Raw genomic sequence first — 15541 nt, 5'->3', positions numbered from 1 at the left:
TCAGCCCTCGGCGCCCGCCGACAGATCCATCCAGACCAGGGCCAGGGTCCCGCCCGTGACCGCCATGGCGAGATAGCGCACCGCCGCCGCTCCGGCATCGGCCAGGGTCAGCCCGTCCAGCAGATCGACCTGGGGCAGCCACAGCACCCCTTCCAGCAGCAGATTGGCGGGCAGCCAGGCCAGCAGCACCGCCACGCTCACCGCCATGCCCCCCTTCATCACCAAGTCGGGCAAACGCCAGCCGACCCGGCCCGCGCCGGGCTCCAGCGCCGCCTCGGCCGCCAGCAGATAAGCCACGCCCAGCAGCAGATGGGCCAGGGCCAACATGGGCATCAGGGCATCGTCCACCGACAGGCCGGTGGCCATGGACAGCGAGGCCGAAATCACATGGGCGGGAAAGGCGACGAAGGTCTCCGCCAGCATCCAGCCCAAGGCCACGAACACTTCCCGCCGCCCCAGGCGGAAATAGGCCAGCCCGAGCGGCCGCTCGCCCATGGCCACCAGCCGCATCCAGACGGTGGCGAAGACGCCATGGGCCATCAGGTCGGCGATGCCGCCCAACAAGGGGTGGCGGGCAGAGACCGCCAGACTGAGCAGGCTGACCGCCAGGCAGAACCAGGACAGCCGCAGGAAGGTGGGAAATTCCCGGGCCAGCAGGCCGATGGAGCGCACCACGAGAGGACTGAAGCGGAATATCCGGGTCATCGACGCCTCCGCCTCCCGCCTAGTGTCCCGATTCTGAAATTCGCAGCATATTATCCAAGCTCCTTTCGAATTTCAGAATCGATCAGGACACTAGCAACCTGTTGTTTCTAGTGTGGCTCACGAATTCGAAGTTCCTAATGACGCGCGCGGCGAAAATGATAGGAACTTCGAATTCACCACACTAGCGGGCCGCCTCGAAATGGCCCCGTACCAGATTGATCTGGCGGATCAAGTCATCGGCGGAGATGGGCTTGGTCAACACCTTGGAAGCGCCCACCTGACGGGTGATCTCGTGGGCTTCCTCGGATTTGTCGCTGGTCAGGATCAGCACCGGCTTGCGGCTGTTGACATTGGCCTTGTCGCTGCGAAGGGTGCGCAGGAACTCGATGCCGCCCATATGCTCCATATGCAGGTCGCAGATGATGATGTCGGGCTCGCACTCGCCCGAGCGCAGCATGTCCAGCGCCTTCAGCCCGTCATTGGCCTCGGAGACCTGGGACGGGTTGGCCTTGGTCAGCAGCTTCTTGATGATGCTGCGCATGACCTCCTGATCGTCGATGATCAGGATATGCATGCCGCTACCGCCGATCAGCATGGACAGGGCGGCGCCGTCCTTGAACTTCTCGATCTGCTTGGTGGCGCCCTTTGGCAGCGGCACCCGGTGTTCACGGCAATACAGGGTCAGGGCCTGGCCCACATCCTCGCGCGAGAAGATGAAGTCCTTGGCCGAACCACCGGCGAACACCGCCGGAAAGCGGATGGTGAGCGAGATGTCCTGGGCCGGATCGAAATTCAGTTGATCGGGCGCGGTGTTGGGCAGGTTCTTGCCGATGCGCTCGCCGTAGCGGCGCATGGCGTCGAGAAAGTCCGCCCGGGGAAAAACGATGACACGGCGCTCTAGGATCATCTGATCTCCGTACCTCCTAATGCTTCTTGCCGCCGGCCGGCTCCGGCGGCTTGATCTGGTCTTTCTCGATCATGGGCAGGGTCGAGCGGATTTTCATGCCCACGGCACAGGATTCGACTTCCTGCTTGGCGTTGAGACATTTGATGGGCGGCGTCCCGAAATCGGCCAAGGGGGAGAAGCTCAATTGCGCAGCACCGATGGCGCAGGAAAACAGCCGCGCCGTCTGCCCCCCCGGAGCCAGCGCCCCGATATTGATCACCCAGTTGTCCAGGATGTCACCCTTGCTGCTGACCGAGGTTCCCACCATGCCCAAGGCGATGGTGGCGGAGGAATTGTTGAACAGCACGAAGTTCATGCGGCACTTGCCGGCCCCGGCCCCCGCCAGCATGGAAGCCGCCAGCGACACGTCGCCCAGGCTTTCGCCCGCCTGTTCCGGAGCGATGGTCTTCTCGCGCGGGCCGGAAGCTGTGCTGGCGATGGGCGAGGTGGCACCGCCGCCGCTTTCGCCCGCGCCTTCCTTCTTGCCGCCTGCCAATGCCTCGGCCGACAGCAGCACGGACAAGGCCATCGCCACACGAACCACGATCCAGATCACCACGCCCCTCCCCAGGGATTTCATATGCGTGACACTACCAGTAACTTCGGGCGGGCCGAAGGGACAATCGCATTGCCTGGAATTTAGGCAAGCCCGACCAGCCGCTCCGGCCCTAAACAAGTATCATGGCGACCTGTATGGCGCCCCGCCGTACCGCCGTGCTATGGCATGGGCCATGCACCGCTCGGTGCGGAGCACAGGCGTAGAGGATTGGCATGGGACTGCGGGTGATCGTGGTCGATGACGAACGTGACCGGGCCGCCCTGGTGAAGGCGGCACTGGAAAGCGACGGCTTCGTCGTGGTCGCGGTGCTGACCAGCGGCACCGGCCTGCATGCCAAGGTGGCGGAACTCGCCGCCGACGTCATCATCGTCGACATCGACTCTCCGGACCGCGACATCCTGGAAGACATGCGCCGGGTAGGAATCGAGCAGAACCGCCCGGTGGTGATGTTCGCCCAGGACGGCAAGCCCGAAACCATCAAGGCAGCGGTGGAAGCCGGGGTGTCCGCCTATGTGGTCGACGGCCTCAACCCCAGTCGCGTGAAGCCGGTGATCGACGTGGCCATCGCCCGCTTCGCCCAGTTCCAGGACCTGCGCGCCCAGTTGGACAAGGCCAAGAGCACCTTGGCCGAGCGCAAGCAGATTGAGAAGGCCAAGGGCATCTTGATGAAGCGGCGCCAGATCGAGGAGGATGCCGCCCATGGCTTGCTGCGCAAGATGGCCATGGACCAGAAGCTTCGACTGATCGATGTGGCCAACAAGGTCATCGAGGCCGCCGAGCTGCTGGGCTAGCCCTTTTTTAGGCAATGCTCGCCATAAGCCTATTTTTTAGGCGTATCTAAAATCCCCCGTTTGCCAATCCCCTTAAATCCCGTGACTTTTGTCACTGGCACGCTCCTTGCTGCAGTGCAAGACGAAGGCGGCCAACTCTCAATGGCGAGAGGTCTCCTTCCCCAGATTGAGCGGCCCACCCGGCAATGACGCCGGGCCGGGCCAGGAACAAAGGCGTTCCACGGACCAGCGCTGCCCCTTGGGGTCTGCGTCGCTCCGCGGAACGCCTTTTTTGTTTTTGGTTCAGCCAAAGAGGGACAAACCATCATGACCACCAAGACCTCCGATCGGGCCCCCGGAATTTCCCGCCGCTCCGTCCTGGCCACCGCCGCCGTGCTGGCCGCCGCCCGCGCCGCCCTGCCCGCCGGTGCCTGGGCCGCCGTTGGCGACGCTCCCGAGGTCAAGGGTGCCTCGTTCGGCTTCATCGCCCTGACCGATGCCTCGCCGCTGATCATCGCCAAGGAAAAGGGCTTCTTCGCCAAGCACGGCATGCCCGATGTCCAGGTGCTGAAGCAGGCGTCGTGGGGCACCACCCGCGACAATCTGGAACTGGGCTCGGCCGGTGGCGGCATCGATGGCGCCCATATCCTGACCCCCATGCCCTATCTGATGGCGTCCGGCCGGATCACCAAGAACAACGCCAAGGTCCCCATGAACATCCTGACCCGGCTCAACACCAACGGTCAGTGCATCTCGGTCTCCAATGCCTACAAGGACCTGAAGCTGACCACCGACGCCAAGGCCTTCGGTCCGGCCCTGGCCAAGGCCCGGGCGGCGGGCAAGGAAATCAAGGTGGCCATGACCTTCCCCGGCGGCACCCACGACATGTGGATCCGCTACTGGCTGGCCGCCAACGGCATCGACCCGGACAAGGACGTCTCCACCATCACCGTGCCGCCGCCCCAGATGGTGGCCAATATGAAGGTGGGCACCATGGAGGCCTTCTGCGTCGGCGAGCCGTGGAACGACCAGTTGGCCCACCAGGGCATCGGCTTTTCCGCCGTGACCACCGGCGAGTTGTGGAAGGACCATCCGGAAAAGAGCCTGGCCATGCGCGCCGACTGGGTCGAGAAGAACCCCAAGGCGGCCAAGGCGGTGACCATGGCGGTGCTGGAAGCGGCCCAGTGGTGCGAGGCCAATATCGAGGAGATGTGCAAGATCGTCTCGGGCCGCGAATGGTTCAAGGTGCCGGTGGAGGACATCGTGGCGCGGGCCTCGGGCTTCCTCAATTACGGCGACGGCCGCCTGGTGGAAAAAAGCCCCCATGTCATGAAGTTCTGGAAGGACTTCGCCTCCTATCCCTTCCAGAGCCACGAACTGTGGTTCCTGACCGAGAACATCCGCTGGGGCTACCAGCCCGCCGACCTGGACACCAAGAGCCTGATCGCCCAGGTCAACCGCGAGGATATCTGGCGCGCCGCCGCCAAGGATCTGGCGGTTCCCGCCGCCCATATCCCCGCCTCCACCTCGCGCGGCGTCGAGAAGTTCTATGACGGCAAGGTGTTCGATCCGGCCAATCCGGCCGCCTATCTGAAGAGCCTCGCCATCAAGCGCGTCGCCTAAGGCACCAGGAGGACAGCATGACCATGGTAAGCAATATCACCGCTGCCGCCCCCGCCGAGGCGAGCACCCCCGCCAAACGCCCGCTGGCCAAGAGCCAGGCGGCCAAGACCGCCAGGGAGATCGCCGGGCGGGTCTTGCCGCCGGTCCTCGGCCTCGCCGTGCTGCTGGGAGTCTGGCAACTGGCCTGTTCCGGCCCCAACGCCCTGCTGCCCGGCCCGGTCAAGGTGATCCAGTCCACCTGGCCGCTGATCGTCGACCCGTTCTTCGATCACGGCGGCGTCGACAAGGGCCTGTTCTGGCACATCTTCGCCTCGCTGAAGCGGGTGGCGGTGGGCTTCGCCCTGTCCTCGGTGGCCGGTATCTTCCTGGGCGTGCTGATCGGCCAGAGCACCCTGGCCTTCCGCGCGCTGGACCCCATCTTCCAGGTGCTGCGCACCGTGCCGCCGCTGGCCTGGCTGCCCATCTCGCTGGCGGCCTTCCGCCAGGCCGACCCCTCGGCCATCTTCGTGATCTTCATCACCTCCATCTGGCCCATCATCCTCAACACCGCCGTCGGCGTGCGCAACATCCCCCAGGATTACCGCAATGTCGCCCTGGTGCTGCGGCTGTCGCCCATCGAGTTCTTCTTCAAGATCGTGATCCCGGCGACGGTGCCCTACATCTTCACCGGCCTCAAGATCGGCATCGGCCTGTCCTGGCTGGCCATCATCGCGGCTGAGATGCTGATCGGCGGCGTCGGCATCGGCTTCTTCATCTGGGACGCCTGGAACAGCTCGCTCATGAGCGAGATCATCCTGGCCCTGGTCTATGTGGGTCTGGTGGGCTTCATGCTCGACCGCCTGATCACCTTCGTCGGCAAACTGCTTTCCAACTGAGGAGAACCGCCATGTCCGCCTATCTGTCCATCGAGAATGTCGGCATCTCCTTCAGCTCCGACAAGGGCACCTTCCGCGCCCTGGACGATGTGGTGCTGCGCATCGCCAAGGGTGAGTTCGTCTCGGTCATCGGCCATTCCGGCTGCGGCAAGTCGACCCTGCTCAACATCGTCGCCGGTCTGCTGCAGGCCACCGAGGGCGGCGTGCTGCTGGAAGGCCGCGAGGTCGACAGCCCCGGCCCCGACCGTGCCGTGGTGTTCCAGAACCACTCGCTGCTGCCCTGGCTCACCGTCTACGACAATGTGCGCATGGCGGTGGACAAGGTGCTGAGCCGCACCAAGAGCAAGGCCGAGCGCCACGACTGGGTGCTGCACAACCTGTCGCTGGTGCGCATGGACCACGCCAAGGACAAGAAGCCGGGCGAAATCTCGGGCGGCATGAAGCAGCGGGTCGGCATCGCCCGCGCCCTGGCCATGGAGCCCAAGGTGCTGCTGCTGGACGAGCCCTTCGGCGCCCTGGACGCCCTGACCCGCGCCCATCTCCAGGACTCGTTGATGGAAATCCACGGCCGCCTGGGCAACACCGTCATCATGATCACCCACGATGTCGACGAATCGGTGCTGCTGTCGGATCGCATCGTGATGATGACCAACGGCCCCGCCGCCCGCATCGGCCAGATCCTCGATATCGACCTGCCCCGGCCGCGCTCGCGGGTGGACCTGGCCGACAACCCGCATTTCAACCATCTGCGGGCCGAGGTGCTGCGGTTCCTGCACGGCCACGCCCCGGCCAAGGCCGCCTGAGAACCCCTAAGGGAGAGACGTCATGGCGCTGGAAAAATCCCGCCTGAAGCTCGGCATGGTGCCGCTAATCGACGCCGCCCCGCTGGTGGTGGCCAAGGAACGCGGTTTCTTTTCGGAAATGGGACTCGATGTCGAGCTGTCCCGCGAGGCCTCCTGGGCCTCGGTGCGCGACAAACTCGCCGTCGGCGCCCTGGACGGCGCCCAGATGCTGGCGCCCCAGTCCCTGGCCATGAGCCTGGGCCTGTCGCCGCTGAAGGTCCCCATGGTGGCGGGCATGGCCCTGAACCTGGGCGGCAACACCATCACCCTCGCCAACGCCCTGTGGGAGCGCATGGGCGAGGCCGAGCCAAGGGCGGCGCTGAAGGCGCTGATCGCCGAGGACAAGGCGGCGGGCCGACCGGTGATGAGCTTCGCCGTGGTCTATCCCTTCTCGTCCCACGCCATGGAACTGCGCCTGTGGCTGGAAGCCGCCGGGATCGACCCCGAGCGCGACGTGCGCATCGTGGTGGTGCCGCCGCCCCAGATGATCGCCTATCTCTCGGCAGGCAATATCAGCGGCTATTGCGTCGGCGAGCCCTGGGGCAGCCTGGCCGTCCGCCTGGGTCTCGGCCGCATCGCGGCCACCAGCGGCGACATCTTCGCCGGGCGGCTGGAAAAGGTTTTCGCCGTCACCCGCGACTGGCTCGACCACCACCCCGAGACCCATCACGCCCTGCTCACCGCCCTGATCGGCGCCGCCAAGTGGTGCGACGACAACCGGGCCGAACTGGCCGAACTGCTGGCCCAGCCGCAATACATCAACGCCCCGGTCGATGCCCTGCGGGCGCCGCTGCTGGGCGAGGGCGGCCTGCCCTGGGACCTGATCACCTTCCATGCCCGCGCCGCCAACTTCCCCTGGCGATCCCAGGCCATGTGGTACCTGGAGCGCATGAAGCTCTGCGGCCAGTTGCCCGCCGCCGCCGATGCCCGCGCCGCCGCCGACGCGGTGTTCCGTCCCGATCTCTATCGCGCCGCCGCCCAGGACCTGGGCCTGGCGGTGCCGCTCACCGACTACAAGACCGAGGGCGAGCATGCCGGTCCCTGGATGCTGGTCCGCGCCACCGCCCCCATCGCCATGGGTCCCGACCTCTTGCTGGACGGTTCGGTGTTCGACCCCCTGCGCGCCAACCGTCCCGAAGAGCCCGCCAGCCGGGCCGCCGATACAGGAGACCTGTCATGAACGCCCTCCCCCGCCAGAAGCTGGTCGTCGTCGGCAACGGCATGGCCGGCATGCGCACCGTCGAGGAATTGCTGGCCATCGCCCCGGCCCGTTTCGACATCACCGTGTTCGGCGCCGAGCCTCACCCCAACTATAACCGCATCATGCTGTCCTCGGTGCTGGCGGGCGAGAAGGCGGTGGACGACATCATCATCAATTCGCGCGACTGGTACGACGAAAACCACATCGCGCTCCATGCCGGCGACCCGGTGGTGGCCGTCGACCCGGTCGCCAAGACCGTCACCGCCGCCTCGGGCCTGGTGGTTCCCTATGACCGGCTGCTGCTGGCCACCGGCTCCAAGCCGCTGATGCCGCCGCTGCCCGGCCTGGACCTGCCCGGCGTGGTCGCCTTCCGCGATATCGCCGACGTGGAGAGGATGCTGGCCGCCGCCGAGGCCGGACAGCGCGCCGTGGTCATCGGCGGCGGTCTGCTGGGGCTGGAAGCGGCCTGGGGCCTGCGCCGTCGCGGCATGCCGGTGGCCGTGGTCCATCTGATGGACACCTTGATGGAACGCCAGTTGGACGTCGAGGCCGGGCATCTGCTGCAGAAGGACCTGACCGAGCGCGGCCTGCACTTCTTCATGGGCGGCCAGACCGAGGAGGTCATGGGCACCGAGCGCGCCGAAGGGCTGAAGCTGGCCGATGGCCGCGAGGTTCCCGCCGATCTGGTGGTGGTGGCCATCGGCATCCGCCCCAATGTGGATCTGGCCAAGGCGGCGGGCCTCGAAGTCAATCGCGGCATCGTGGTCGGCGACGGCATGCGGACCTCGGATTCCTCCATCTATTCCGTCGGCGAATGCGTCGAGCATCGCGGCCAGGTCTTCGGCCTGGTGGCGCCACTGTGGGAACAGGCCAAGGTGGCGGCCGCCCATCTGGCCGGGAACGCCGACGCCATCTATGTCACCCCGGCGCTGTCCACCCGCCTCAAGATCACCGGCATCGACGTGTTTTCCGCCGGTCGGCTGGCGGCCCAGGACGAGGCCGACGAGGAGCTGATCTACCGCGACTCCGCCAAGGGCATCTACAAGAAGCTGGTGCTGCGCGATGGCAAGCTAGTGGGCGCCGTCATGTATGGCGATGTGGCCGACGGCAACTGGTACTTCCAGCTGATGCGGGAAGCGGCCGATGTGGCCGAGATGCGCGACCGCATGATCTTCGGCCAGGCCTATGCCGACCACGCCTGCAAGGGCAAGGGCGGCATGGACGTGGCCGCCATGGCAGACGATGCCCAGGTCTGCGGCTGTAACGGCGTTTCCAAGGGCGCCATCGTCAAGGCCATCACCGAGAAGGGGCTGACCAGCCTGGATGAGGTCAAGGCCCATACCAAGGCCAGCGCCTCTTGCGGCCAGTGCGCGAGCGTGGTCCAGGCCATCCTGGCCCATGTCACCGGCGAGGTGGTGGAGGCCAAGGCGGCGGGCATGTGCGGCTGCACCGACCTGTCCCATGACCAGGTCCGCCGCGAGATCGTCGCCCAGGACCTCAAGACCATGGACGACGTCCGCGCCGCGCTGGGCTGGCGCCATGCCGATGGCTGCGCCAAATGCCGCCCGGCGCTCAACTACTACCTGATCTGCGCCTGGCCCGCCGAATACGTGGATGACAATCAGAGCCGCTTCATCAACGAGCGGGTCCACGCCAATATCCAGAAGGACGGCACCTATTCGGTGATCCCACGCATGTGGGGCGGCGTCACCACGCCCGCCGAGCTGCGCGCCATCGCCGATGTGGCCGACAAGTTCGCCATTCCCACGGTGAAGGTCACCGGCGGCCAGCGCATCGACCTGCTGGGCGTCAGGAAGGAACAGCTTCCCGCCGTCTGGGCCGATCTCAACAAGGCCGGACTGGTATCGGGCCACGGCTATGCCAAGGGCCTGCGCACGGTCAAGACCTGCGTCGGCTCGGAATGGTGCCGGTTCGGCACCCAGGATTCCACCGGCCTGGGCATCAAGCTGGAGCGCATGATGTGGGGGTCGTGGACGCCGCACAAGGTCAAGCTGGCGGTGTCGGGCTGCCCGCGCAACTGCGCCGAGGCCACCATCAAGGATATCGGCATCATCTGCGTCGAGGCGGGCTACGACATCGTGGTCGGCGGCAATGGCGGCATCGAGCTGCGCGGCACCGACCATCTCGCCCGGGTCGCCACCGAGGCCGAGGTTCTCGAATACTCCGGCGCCGTCATGCAGATCTACCGCGAGGAAGCCCGCTACCTGGAACGCATGGCGCCCTGGGTCGAGCGGGTCGGCATCGAGTCCATCAAGAAGCGGGTGGTGGATGACGCCGCCGGACGCGCCGCCGCCCATGCCCGTTTCCTGTTCTCGCAAGCCTACGCCCAGATCGATCCCTGGGCCGAACGGGTCAAGGGCCTGGACGCCCACGAATTCAACGCCCTGGCCGAGGTGGAGTAAGCATCATGAAGGATTGGATCAGGATCGGCGCGCTGTCCGACATCCCCCGCCTGGGAGCCAGGACCATCGAAACCGCCCAGGGCCAGGTGGCGGTGTTCCGCACCAAGGACGACGAGGTCTTCGCCCTGTTCAACCGCTGCCCCCACAAGGGCGGGCCTTTGTCGGAAGGCATCGTCTCGGGCAAGGTGGTGGTGTGCCCGCTGCATTCCTGGACCATCGACCTCGCCACCGGCGAGGCCACCGCGCCGGACGAGGGCTGCACCCGCCCGGTTGAGTCCAGGCTGGCCGATGGCGAGATTTTCCTGCTCCTGGAGCGCGGCAGGAAGGTGGCCCATGGCTAGAAGAGCCCCCACCCCGGCCCTCCCCCGGTGGAACCGGGGGAGGGGGACATCCACCGCCTCTCCCCTCCCCCCGGCGGGCCGGAGGGAGGTCTCTTTCCTTCCCCTCCCCCCGGCGGGCCGGGGGGAGGTCGGGAGGGGGGCCATGCCGGAGGCGCTATCATGAGCACCACCATCCGCACCACCTGTCCCTATTGCGGCGTCGGCTGCGGCGTGATCGCGGCGCGGCCGGACGAGGCCGGGGACTGGGTGGTGACGGGCGATCCCGACCATCCCGCCAATTTCGGCAAGCTCTGCGTCAAGGGCTCGACCCTGATGGAAACGGTGGGCCTGGACGGCCGCCTGCTCCATCCCGAGATGGACGGCCGAAGGGTCGGCTGGGATTCGGCGCTGGACCGGGTGGCGGAGCAATTTTCCGCCACCATCGCCGAGCACGGCCCCGATTCCGTGGCCTTCTACGTCTCGGGCCAGTTGCTGACCGAGGACTACTACGTCGCCAACAAGCTGATGAAGGGCTTCATCGGCTCGGGCAATATCGACACCAATTCCCGGCTGTGCATGTCGTCCACCGTGGCGGGCCATGTCCGCGCCTTCGGCTCCGACACCGTTCCCGGCTGCTACGAGGATATCGAGCAGGCCGATCTGGTGGTGCTGGTGGGCTCCAACGCCGCCTGGTGCCATCCGGTGGTGTTCCAGCGTCTGCTGGCGGCCAAGACCCGCCGCCCCGAACTGTGCATCGTGGTGATCGACCCGCGGCGCACCGCCACCGCCGAATGCGCCGACCTGCATCTGGCCATCCGCCCCGGTAGCGACGCGGTGCTGTTCAACGGCCTCGCCGCCCATCTCAAGGGCGAGGAGGCCGAGGTGGAATGCGGCGTCCCCCTGGAGCAGATCGTCACCTTCTTTTCCTGGTTCGCCGAGACCGAGAAGACCGTCACCCTGTGGTCCCAGGGCATCAACCAGTCCACCTCCGGCACCGACAAGGTGGATTCCATCATCAACTGCCACCTGATCACCGGCCGTATCGGCAGGCCGGGCATGGGGCCGTTCTCGCTGACCGGCCAGCCCAACGCCATGGGCGGGCGCGAGGTCGGCGGGCTGGCCAATATGCTGGCGGCTCATATGGGCTTCGACGAGGCCTCGGTGGACCGGGTCGGGCGGTTCTGGACCGCGCCCCGCATGGCGACACGGCCGGGGCTGAAGGCGGTGGACCTGTTCCGCGCCGTCTCCGAGGGTCGCATCAAGGCGCTGTGGATCATGGCCACCAATCCGGCGGTCAGCCTGCCCGAGGCCGATCTGGTGCGCGCCGCCATGGCGGCCTGCCCCTTCGTGGTGGTGTCCGACTGCGAGGCCGATACCGACACCGCCCGCCTCGCCCATCTGCGGCTGCCCGCCCTGGCCTGGGGCGAGAAGGACGGCACCGTCACCAATTCCGAGCGGCGCATCTCGCGCCAGCGGCCGTTCCTGCCCGCGCCGGGCGAGGCCCGGGGCGACTGGTGGATCATCTCGCAGGTGGCAAGCCGCATGGGCTTTGGCGAGGCCTTCGCCTATGCCGGGCCGGGCGAGATTTTCCGCGAGCATTGCCGCCTGACCGGCTTCGAGAACCAGGGCAGCCGCGATCTCGACCTGTCCGGACTGGAAGACACCGATTACGCCACCCTGGCGCCGATCCAGTGGCCGGTGCGCCAGCCGGGCCGGGGCACGGCGCGGATGTTCGCCGATGGCCGCTTCTACCACGCTGATCGCAAGGCCCGCCGGGTCGAGGTCACGCCCCGCCCCCCCGCCGCCTTGGCCAATCCTGAATTCCCCCTGATCCTCAATACCGGCCGCACCCGCGACCAGTGGCACACCATGACCCGCACCGGGCGCTCGCCCCGCCTCGCCGCCCATGCCCCCGAACCCAGTCTGGCCATCCATCCCGCCGACGCCGCCCGGTTCGGCCTCGCCGACAATGCCCTGGCGCGGGTGAGCGGACGGCGCGCCTCGGCCGTGCTGCGGGTGGCGCTGGACGCGGGGCAGCGGCCGGGCGAGGTCTTCGCTCCGATCCACTGGACCGACCGCACCGCCTCGGGCGCGGTGGTGGGCAGCCTGATCGACGCCGCCGTCGATCCCGTCTCGGGCCAACCCGAGCTGAAGCACGCCCCGGTGCGCGTCGAGCCCTTCACCGCCGCCTGGCACGGCGTATTGCTATCGCGCGAGGCTGTCGAGCTTCCCCGCGACATCTACTGGTCCAAGGCAGCGGGCCAGTCCCATTCCATCTGGCGGCTGGCCGGGGCGCAAGGCCAGGACTGGCCCCGCATCGGCCGTGACTGGCTGGGCGACAGCGGCGAATGGATCGAGTTCCTCGACCCCAACCGGGGCCATTACCGTGCCGCCCGGCTGGTGGACGGACGGCTGGAGGGAGTGCTGTTCATCTTCCGCTGGGCCACCGATTTCTCGCCCGACTGGGTGGCGGCCGCCTTCGGCCGCGCCGCCATCCTTGGCGAGGAGCGCGCCACCCTGGTGGCGGGGGCGCCGCCCGGCGGCGACAGGGGGAGCGACAAGACGGTCTGCGCCTGCTTCCAGGTGGGGCTGTCGGCCATCCGCGCCGCCATCCACGATCATGGCCTGACCAGCCCCGCCGAGATCGGCGCCATGTTGAAGGCGGGCACCAATTGTGGCTCCTGCGTGCCAGAAATCCGCGCCATCCTGGCCGGGGAGAGTGCCAAGGAACGGGCGGCTTAGACCTGCGGGCAGGATGCCCGCGCTCCCCAAATCGGAGCGCGGCCGTCCCGGCCGCCTTTACCTCCCGAAGATGCCCTTCAGCAGGTCGTCGATGGCGCCGCCGATGCCGCGCGCCACATCGGCCCCGGCCTCGGTCACGCCCGAGACCACATCCTCCACCACCGACGGCTCGGGAGCGGGCATGGGCAGGCCATGGGCGGGAAGGCCCTTATGGGCGGCCAGCATCACCTGTTTCCACAACTGGGCCGGCAGGCCGCCGCCGGTGACCTTCTTCATCTCGATGCGATAGTCGTCATTGCCCAGCCACACCCCCGCCACATAGTCGGCGGTATAGCCCATGAACCAGGCGTCGCGGTAATCCTGGGTGGTGCCGGTCTTGCCCGCCGCCGGACGGTCGAGCCGGGCCGCCTTGCCCGAGCCTTCCTGGATGACGGCGGTCATCATGTCGTTCATGCGGGCCAGCACCTCGGGCGCGATCACCTGGCCGAAGCCGCCGCCGGAGCGCTGATACAGCACCTTGCCCGCCGGATCGGTGATCTGGGCCACGCCATAGGCGGTCACCCCCATGCCGCCATTGGCGAAACTGGCATAGGCGGTGGTCAGCTCCAGCGGCGAGACCTCGCTGGTGCCCAGCGCCAAGGTGGCGTCGTTGCGCATCTCCGAGGTGATGCCCAGCTTGCGGGCGGTGGCGATGACCCGGCCGGGCCCCACCTCCTCCACCAGCCGGATGGCGACGGTATTGACCGATTCCGCCAGGGCGCGGCGCAGGGTGATGGGGCCGAGATACTTGCCGGTGTAATTGCCCGGCGTCCAATTGCCGCGCTTGATGGGGGCATCCTCGAAGGTGTCGTCGGGGGTAAAGCCCTTTTCCATGGCGGTCAGGTAGACGAAGGGCTTGAACGACGAGCCCGGCTGGCGCAGCCCTTGCGTCGCGCGGTTGAACTGGCTGTCGTCGTAATCCTTGCCGCCCGCCAGCGCCCGCACGGCGCCATCGGGGCTCATGACCACCACCGCGCCCTGGGAGGCGTTGGCCTTGGCTCCGGCGCCGTTGAGCATGGCGGCCAGCGAGGTCTCGGCCTTGCGCTGCATGCCGATGTCCAGCGTGGTACGGATGATGATGTCCTTGCCCGCCACCTCGCCGAACTGGTCGAGATGGCTCATGACCCAATCGGCGAAATAGCGGCCCGAGGGCGGCGGGCGGCGGATCAACTGCGAGGCGCCGGTGACCTGGACGGTGTCGGCGGTCTTCTGGTCGATATAGCCCGCCTTGACCATATTGGCCAAAACGGCGGCGGTGCGCTGGCGCGAGGCCTCGGGGTCGTTGAGCGGGCTGTAGCGCGACGGCGCCTTCAGCAATCCGGCGATGACGGCGGCCTGATACAGGTCGACCTTGCGGGCCGAGACGTCGAAATAGCGCTTGGCCGCCGCGTCCACCCCGAAGGTGCCCGAACCGAGATAGACCCGGTTGAGATACAGCGTCAGGATCTGTTCCTTGGAGAAGCGCTTCTCCAGCCACAGCGCCATCAGCAGTTCCTGCACCTTGCGCTTCAGATTGCGCTCGGGAGTCAGGAACAGGTTCTTGGCCAATTGCTGGGTGATGGTGGAGCCGCCCTGCACCGCGTGCCCGGCCTTGAGATTGGTATAGAAGGCCCGCGCCAGCCCGATGGGGTCAAAGCCCCAATGGCTGTAGAAGCGGCGGTCCTCGGTGGCCATCACCGCCTGGGCGATGAAGGGCGACATCTGGTCCAACTCCAGCGGCTCGCCGTAGAGGTCGCCGAAAGCGGCGAAAACCTCGCCGTCCACCGATTGGAACACCACCGAGGGCCGCCGTGTGGTGGCGGTCATGCGGTCGATATCGGGCAGATCGATGGCGTAGAAGGCCACCAGACCGGCGATGGCGATGCCGATCCAGATGGCCAGCGTCAGCCCCCAAAGCAGCAGCCGCTTCAGCCAGCGCCGGTTCCCCCCCCCGGAACCGCCGGACTTGCCGCGCCGGGGCTTGGGCTGCTTGGCGGGCTTGGAGGAACGGGACGACGGCGACACGGGCGGCGGCGGCGGTTCGGCCGCGCCACTGGCCACCAGCCGGTCGGCGGGGTCGATGGACAGCGTGAAGGGATTGCGTCCCTGGGACTTGGAGCGGGAAGACGAGGAAGGAGCGGCCATGGGGGGCTTTTACCACGAATGCGGCGTCGGTCGGAACTGGCAACGCGGGCGGGTTGGATGTAGACTGGAGGCCTTGCTTTTCACGAGGACGCCATCATGGAAACCCTTGCGGTCACGATTCCCCCCGAACTGAAACAGCGCCTGGAGGCGCTGGCGGCGGAGACCGGCCAGACCCTGGGGGAATGCCTGCTGGTGGCGGTGACGGAATATGTCGAGAACTGGGAAACCCACCTGTCCGACGTCCACCAGATCGACGAGCACGAGGCACGCGCCGTGCTGAAAGCCGCCGTCAACGAATAGTCCCATGGCCATTCCCCGAAGGCTGAGGCCGCCCGCCATCGGGCGGCCTTGTCCGTTCTGGGCGTCAAATAC

Annotated in this window: 13 protein-coding genes; 9 read left to right on the top strand and 4 right to left on the bottom strand. The window is 67.1% G+C overall.

Annotated features, from left to right (window positions below; all coding sequences use genetic code 11):
* From A6A04_RS16285 to A6A04_RS16275, 3 genes are all read right to left on the bottom strand, one after another.
* On the bottom strand, nucleotides 1–705 hold the full coding sequence (locus A6A04_RS16285; RefSeq protein WP_068494754.1) for a hypothetical protein: 705 nt from the start codon (nucleotides 703–705) through the stop codon (nucleotides 1–3).
* A gap of 181 nt (nucleotides 706–886) precedes the next feature.
* Nucleotides 887–1612 carry a response regulator gene (locus A6A04_RS16280; RefSeq protein ID WP_068494753.1) on the bottom strand — a complete coding sequence of 242 codons (726 nt, stop codon included), beginning with the start codon at nucleotides 1610–1612 and terminating at the stop codon, nucleotides 887–889.
* 16 nt (nucleotides 1613–1628) lie between these two features.
* Nucleotides 1629–2210, bottom strand: a complete 582-nt coding sequence (locus tag A6A04_RS16275; protein WP_068494751.1) for a hypothetical protein — start codon at nucleotides 2208–2210, stop codon at nucleotides 1629–1631.
* A gap of 212 nt (nucleotides 2211–2422) precedes the next feature.
* Between A6A04_RS16275 and A6A04_RS16270 the strand changes: the two genes are divergently transcribed.
* The 8 genes from A6A04_RS16270 to A6A04_RS16235 all read left to right on the top strand — a co-directional run bounded on the left by A6A04_RS16270 (nucleotide 2423) and on the right by A6A04_RS16235 (nucleotide 13006).
* Nucleotides 2423–3001 carry an ANTAR domain-containing response regulator gene (locus tag A6A04_RS16270; protein ID WP_068494749.1) on the top strand — a complete coding sequence of 193 codons (579 nt, stop codon included), beginning with the start codon at nucleotides 2423–2425 and terminating at the stop codon, nucleotides 2999–3001.
* 306 nt (nucleotides 3002–3307) lie between these two features.
* On the top strand, nucleotides 3308–4603 hold the full coding sequence (locus A6A04_RS16265; RefSeq protein ID WP_068494747.1) for a CmpA/NrtA family ABC transporter substrate-binding protein: 1296 nt from the start codon (nucleotides 3308–3310) through the stop codon (nucleotides 4601–4603).
* A 17-nt stretch (nucleotides 4604–4620) separates the two neighbouring features.
* Nucleotides 4621–5478 carry a nitrate ABC transporter permease gene (gene ntrB, locus A6A04_RS16260; RefSeq protein ID WP_068494745.1) on the top strand — a complete coding sequence of 286 codons (858 nt, stop codon included), beginning with the start codon at nucleotides 4621–4623 and terminating at the stop codon, nucleotides 5476–5478.
* Between the two features lie 11 nt (nucleotides 5479–5489).
* Nucleotides 5490–6281: an ABC transporter ATP-binding protein gene (locus A6A04_RS16255; protein WP_068494743.1), complete on the top strand. Its 792-nt coding sequence runs from the start codon at nucleotides 5490–5492 to the stop codon at nucleotides 6279–6281.
* Nucleotides 6282–6303: 22 nt separating this feature from the next.
* Nucleotides 6304–7500, top strand: a complete 1197-nt coding sequence (locus A6A04_RS16250) for a CmpA/NrtA family ABC transporter substrate-binding protein (protein ID WP_068494742.1) — start codon at nucleotides 6304–6306, stop codon at nucleotides 7498–7500.
* Nucleotides 7497–9944 carry a nitrite reductase large subunit NirB gene (nirB, locus tag A6A04_RS16245; RefSeq protein ID WP_068494739.1) on the top strand — a complete coding sequence of 816 codons (2448 nt, stop codon included), beginning with the start codon at nucleotides 7497–7499 and terminating at the stop codon, nucleotides 9942–9944. Before A6A04_RS16250 ends, nirB begins: the two co-directional genes overlap by 4 nt.
* A 5-nt stretch (nucleotides 9945–9949) precedes the next feature.
* A complete protein-coding gene (nirD, locus tag A6A04_RS16240; protein ID WP_068494738.1) occupies nucleotides 9950–10285 on the top strand; it encodes a nitrite reductase small subunit NirD in 336 nt (111 codons plus the stop codon).
* 159 nt (nucleotides 10286–10444) lie between these two features.
* A complete protein-coding gene (locus A6A04_RS16235) occupies nucleotides 10445–13006 on the top strand; it encodes a nitrate reductase (RefSeq protein ID WP_068494736.1) in 2562 nt (853 codons plus the stop codon).
* A 57-nt stretch (nucleotides 13007–13063) separates the two neighbouring features.
* On the opposite strand, the gene A6A04_RS16230 is transcribed toward A6A04_RS16235, so the two are convergent.
* A complete protein-coding gene (locus A6A04_RS16230; RefSeq protein WP_068494734.1) occupies nucleotides 13064–15169 on the bottom strand; it encodes a transglycosylase domain-containing protein in 2106 nt (701 codons plus the stop codon).
* Nucleotides 15170–15265: 96 nt separating this feature from the next.
* Here A6A04_RS16230 and A6A04_RS16225 point away from each other — a divergent pair, with 96 nt between their 5' ends.
* Entirely contained in the window at nucleotides 15266–15469 is a 204-nt protein-coding gene (locus A6A04_RS16225) for a ribbon-helix-helix protein, CopG family (RefSeq protein WP_068494733.1), read from the top strand.
* The last annotated feature ends 72 nt before the right edge of the window (nucleotides 15470–15541 follow it).

Origin of the sequence: Paramagnetospirillum marisnigri (genome assembly GCF_001650715.1) — a bacterium.
Lineage (GTDB): Bacteria > Pseudomonadota > Alphaproteobacteria > Rhodospirillales > Magnetospirillaceae > Phaeospirillum > Phaeospirillum marisnigri.
The sequence above is the reverse complement of the archived record's forward strand: the minus strand, read 5'-3'. Positions and strand labels throughout refer to the sequence as shown.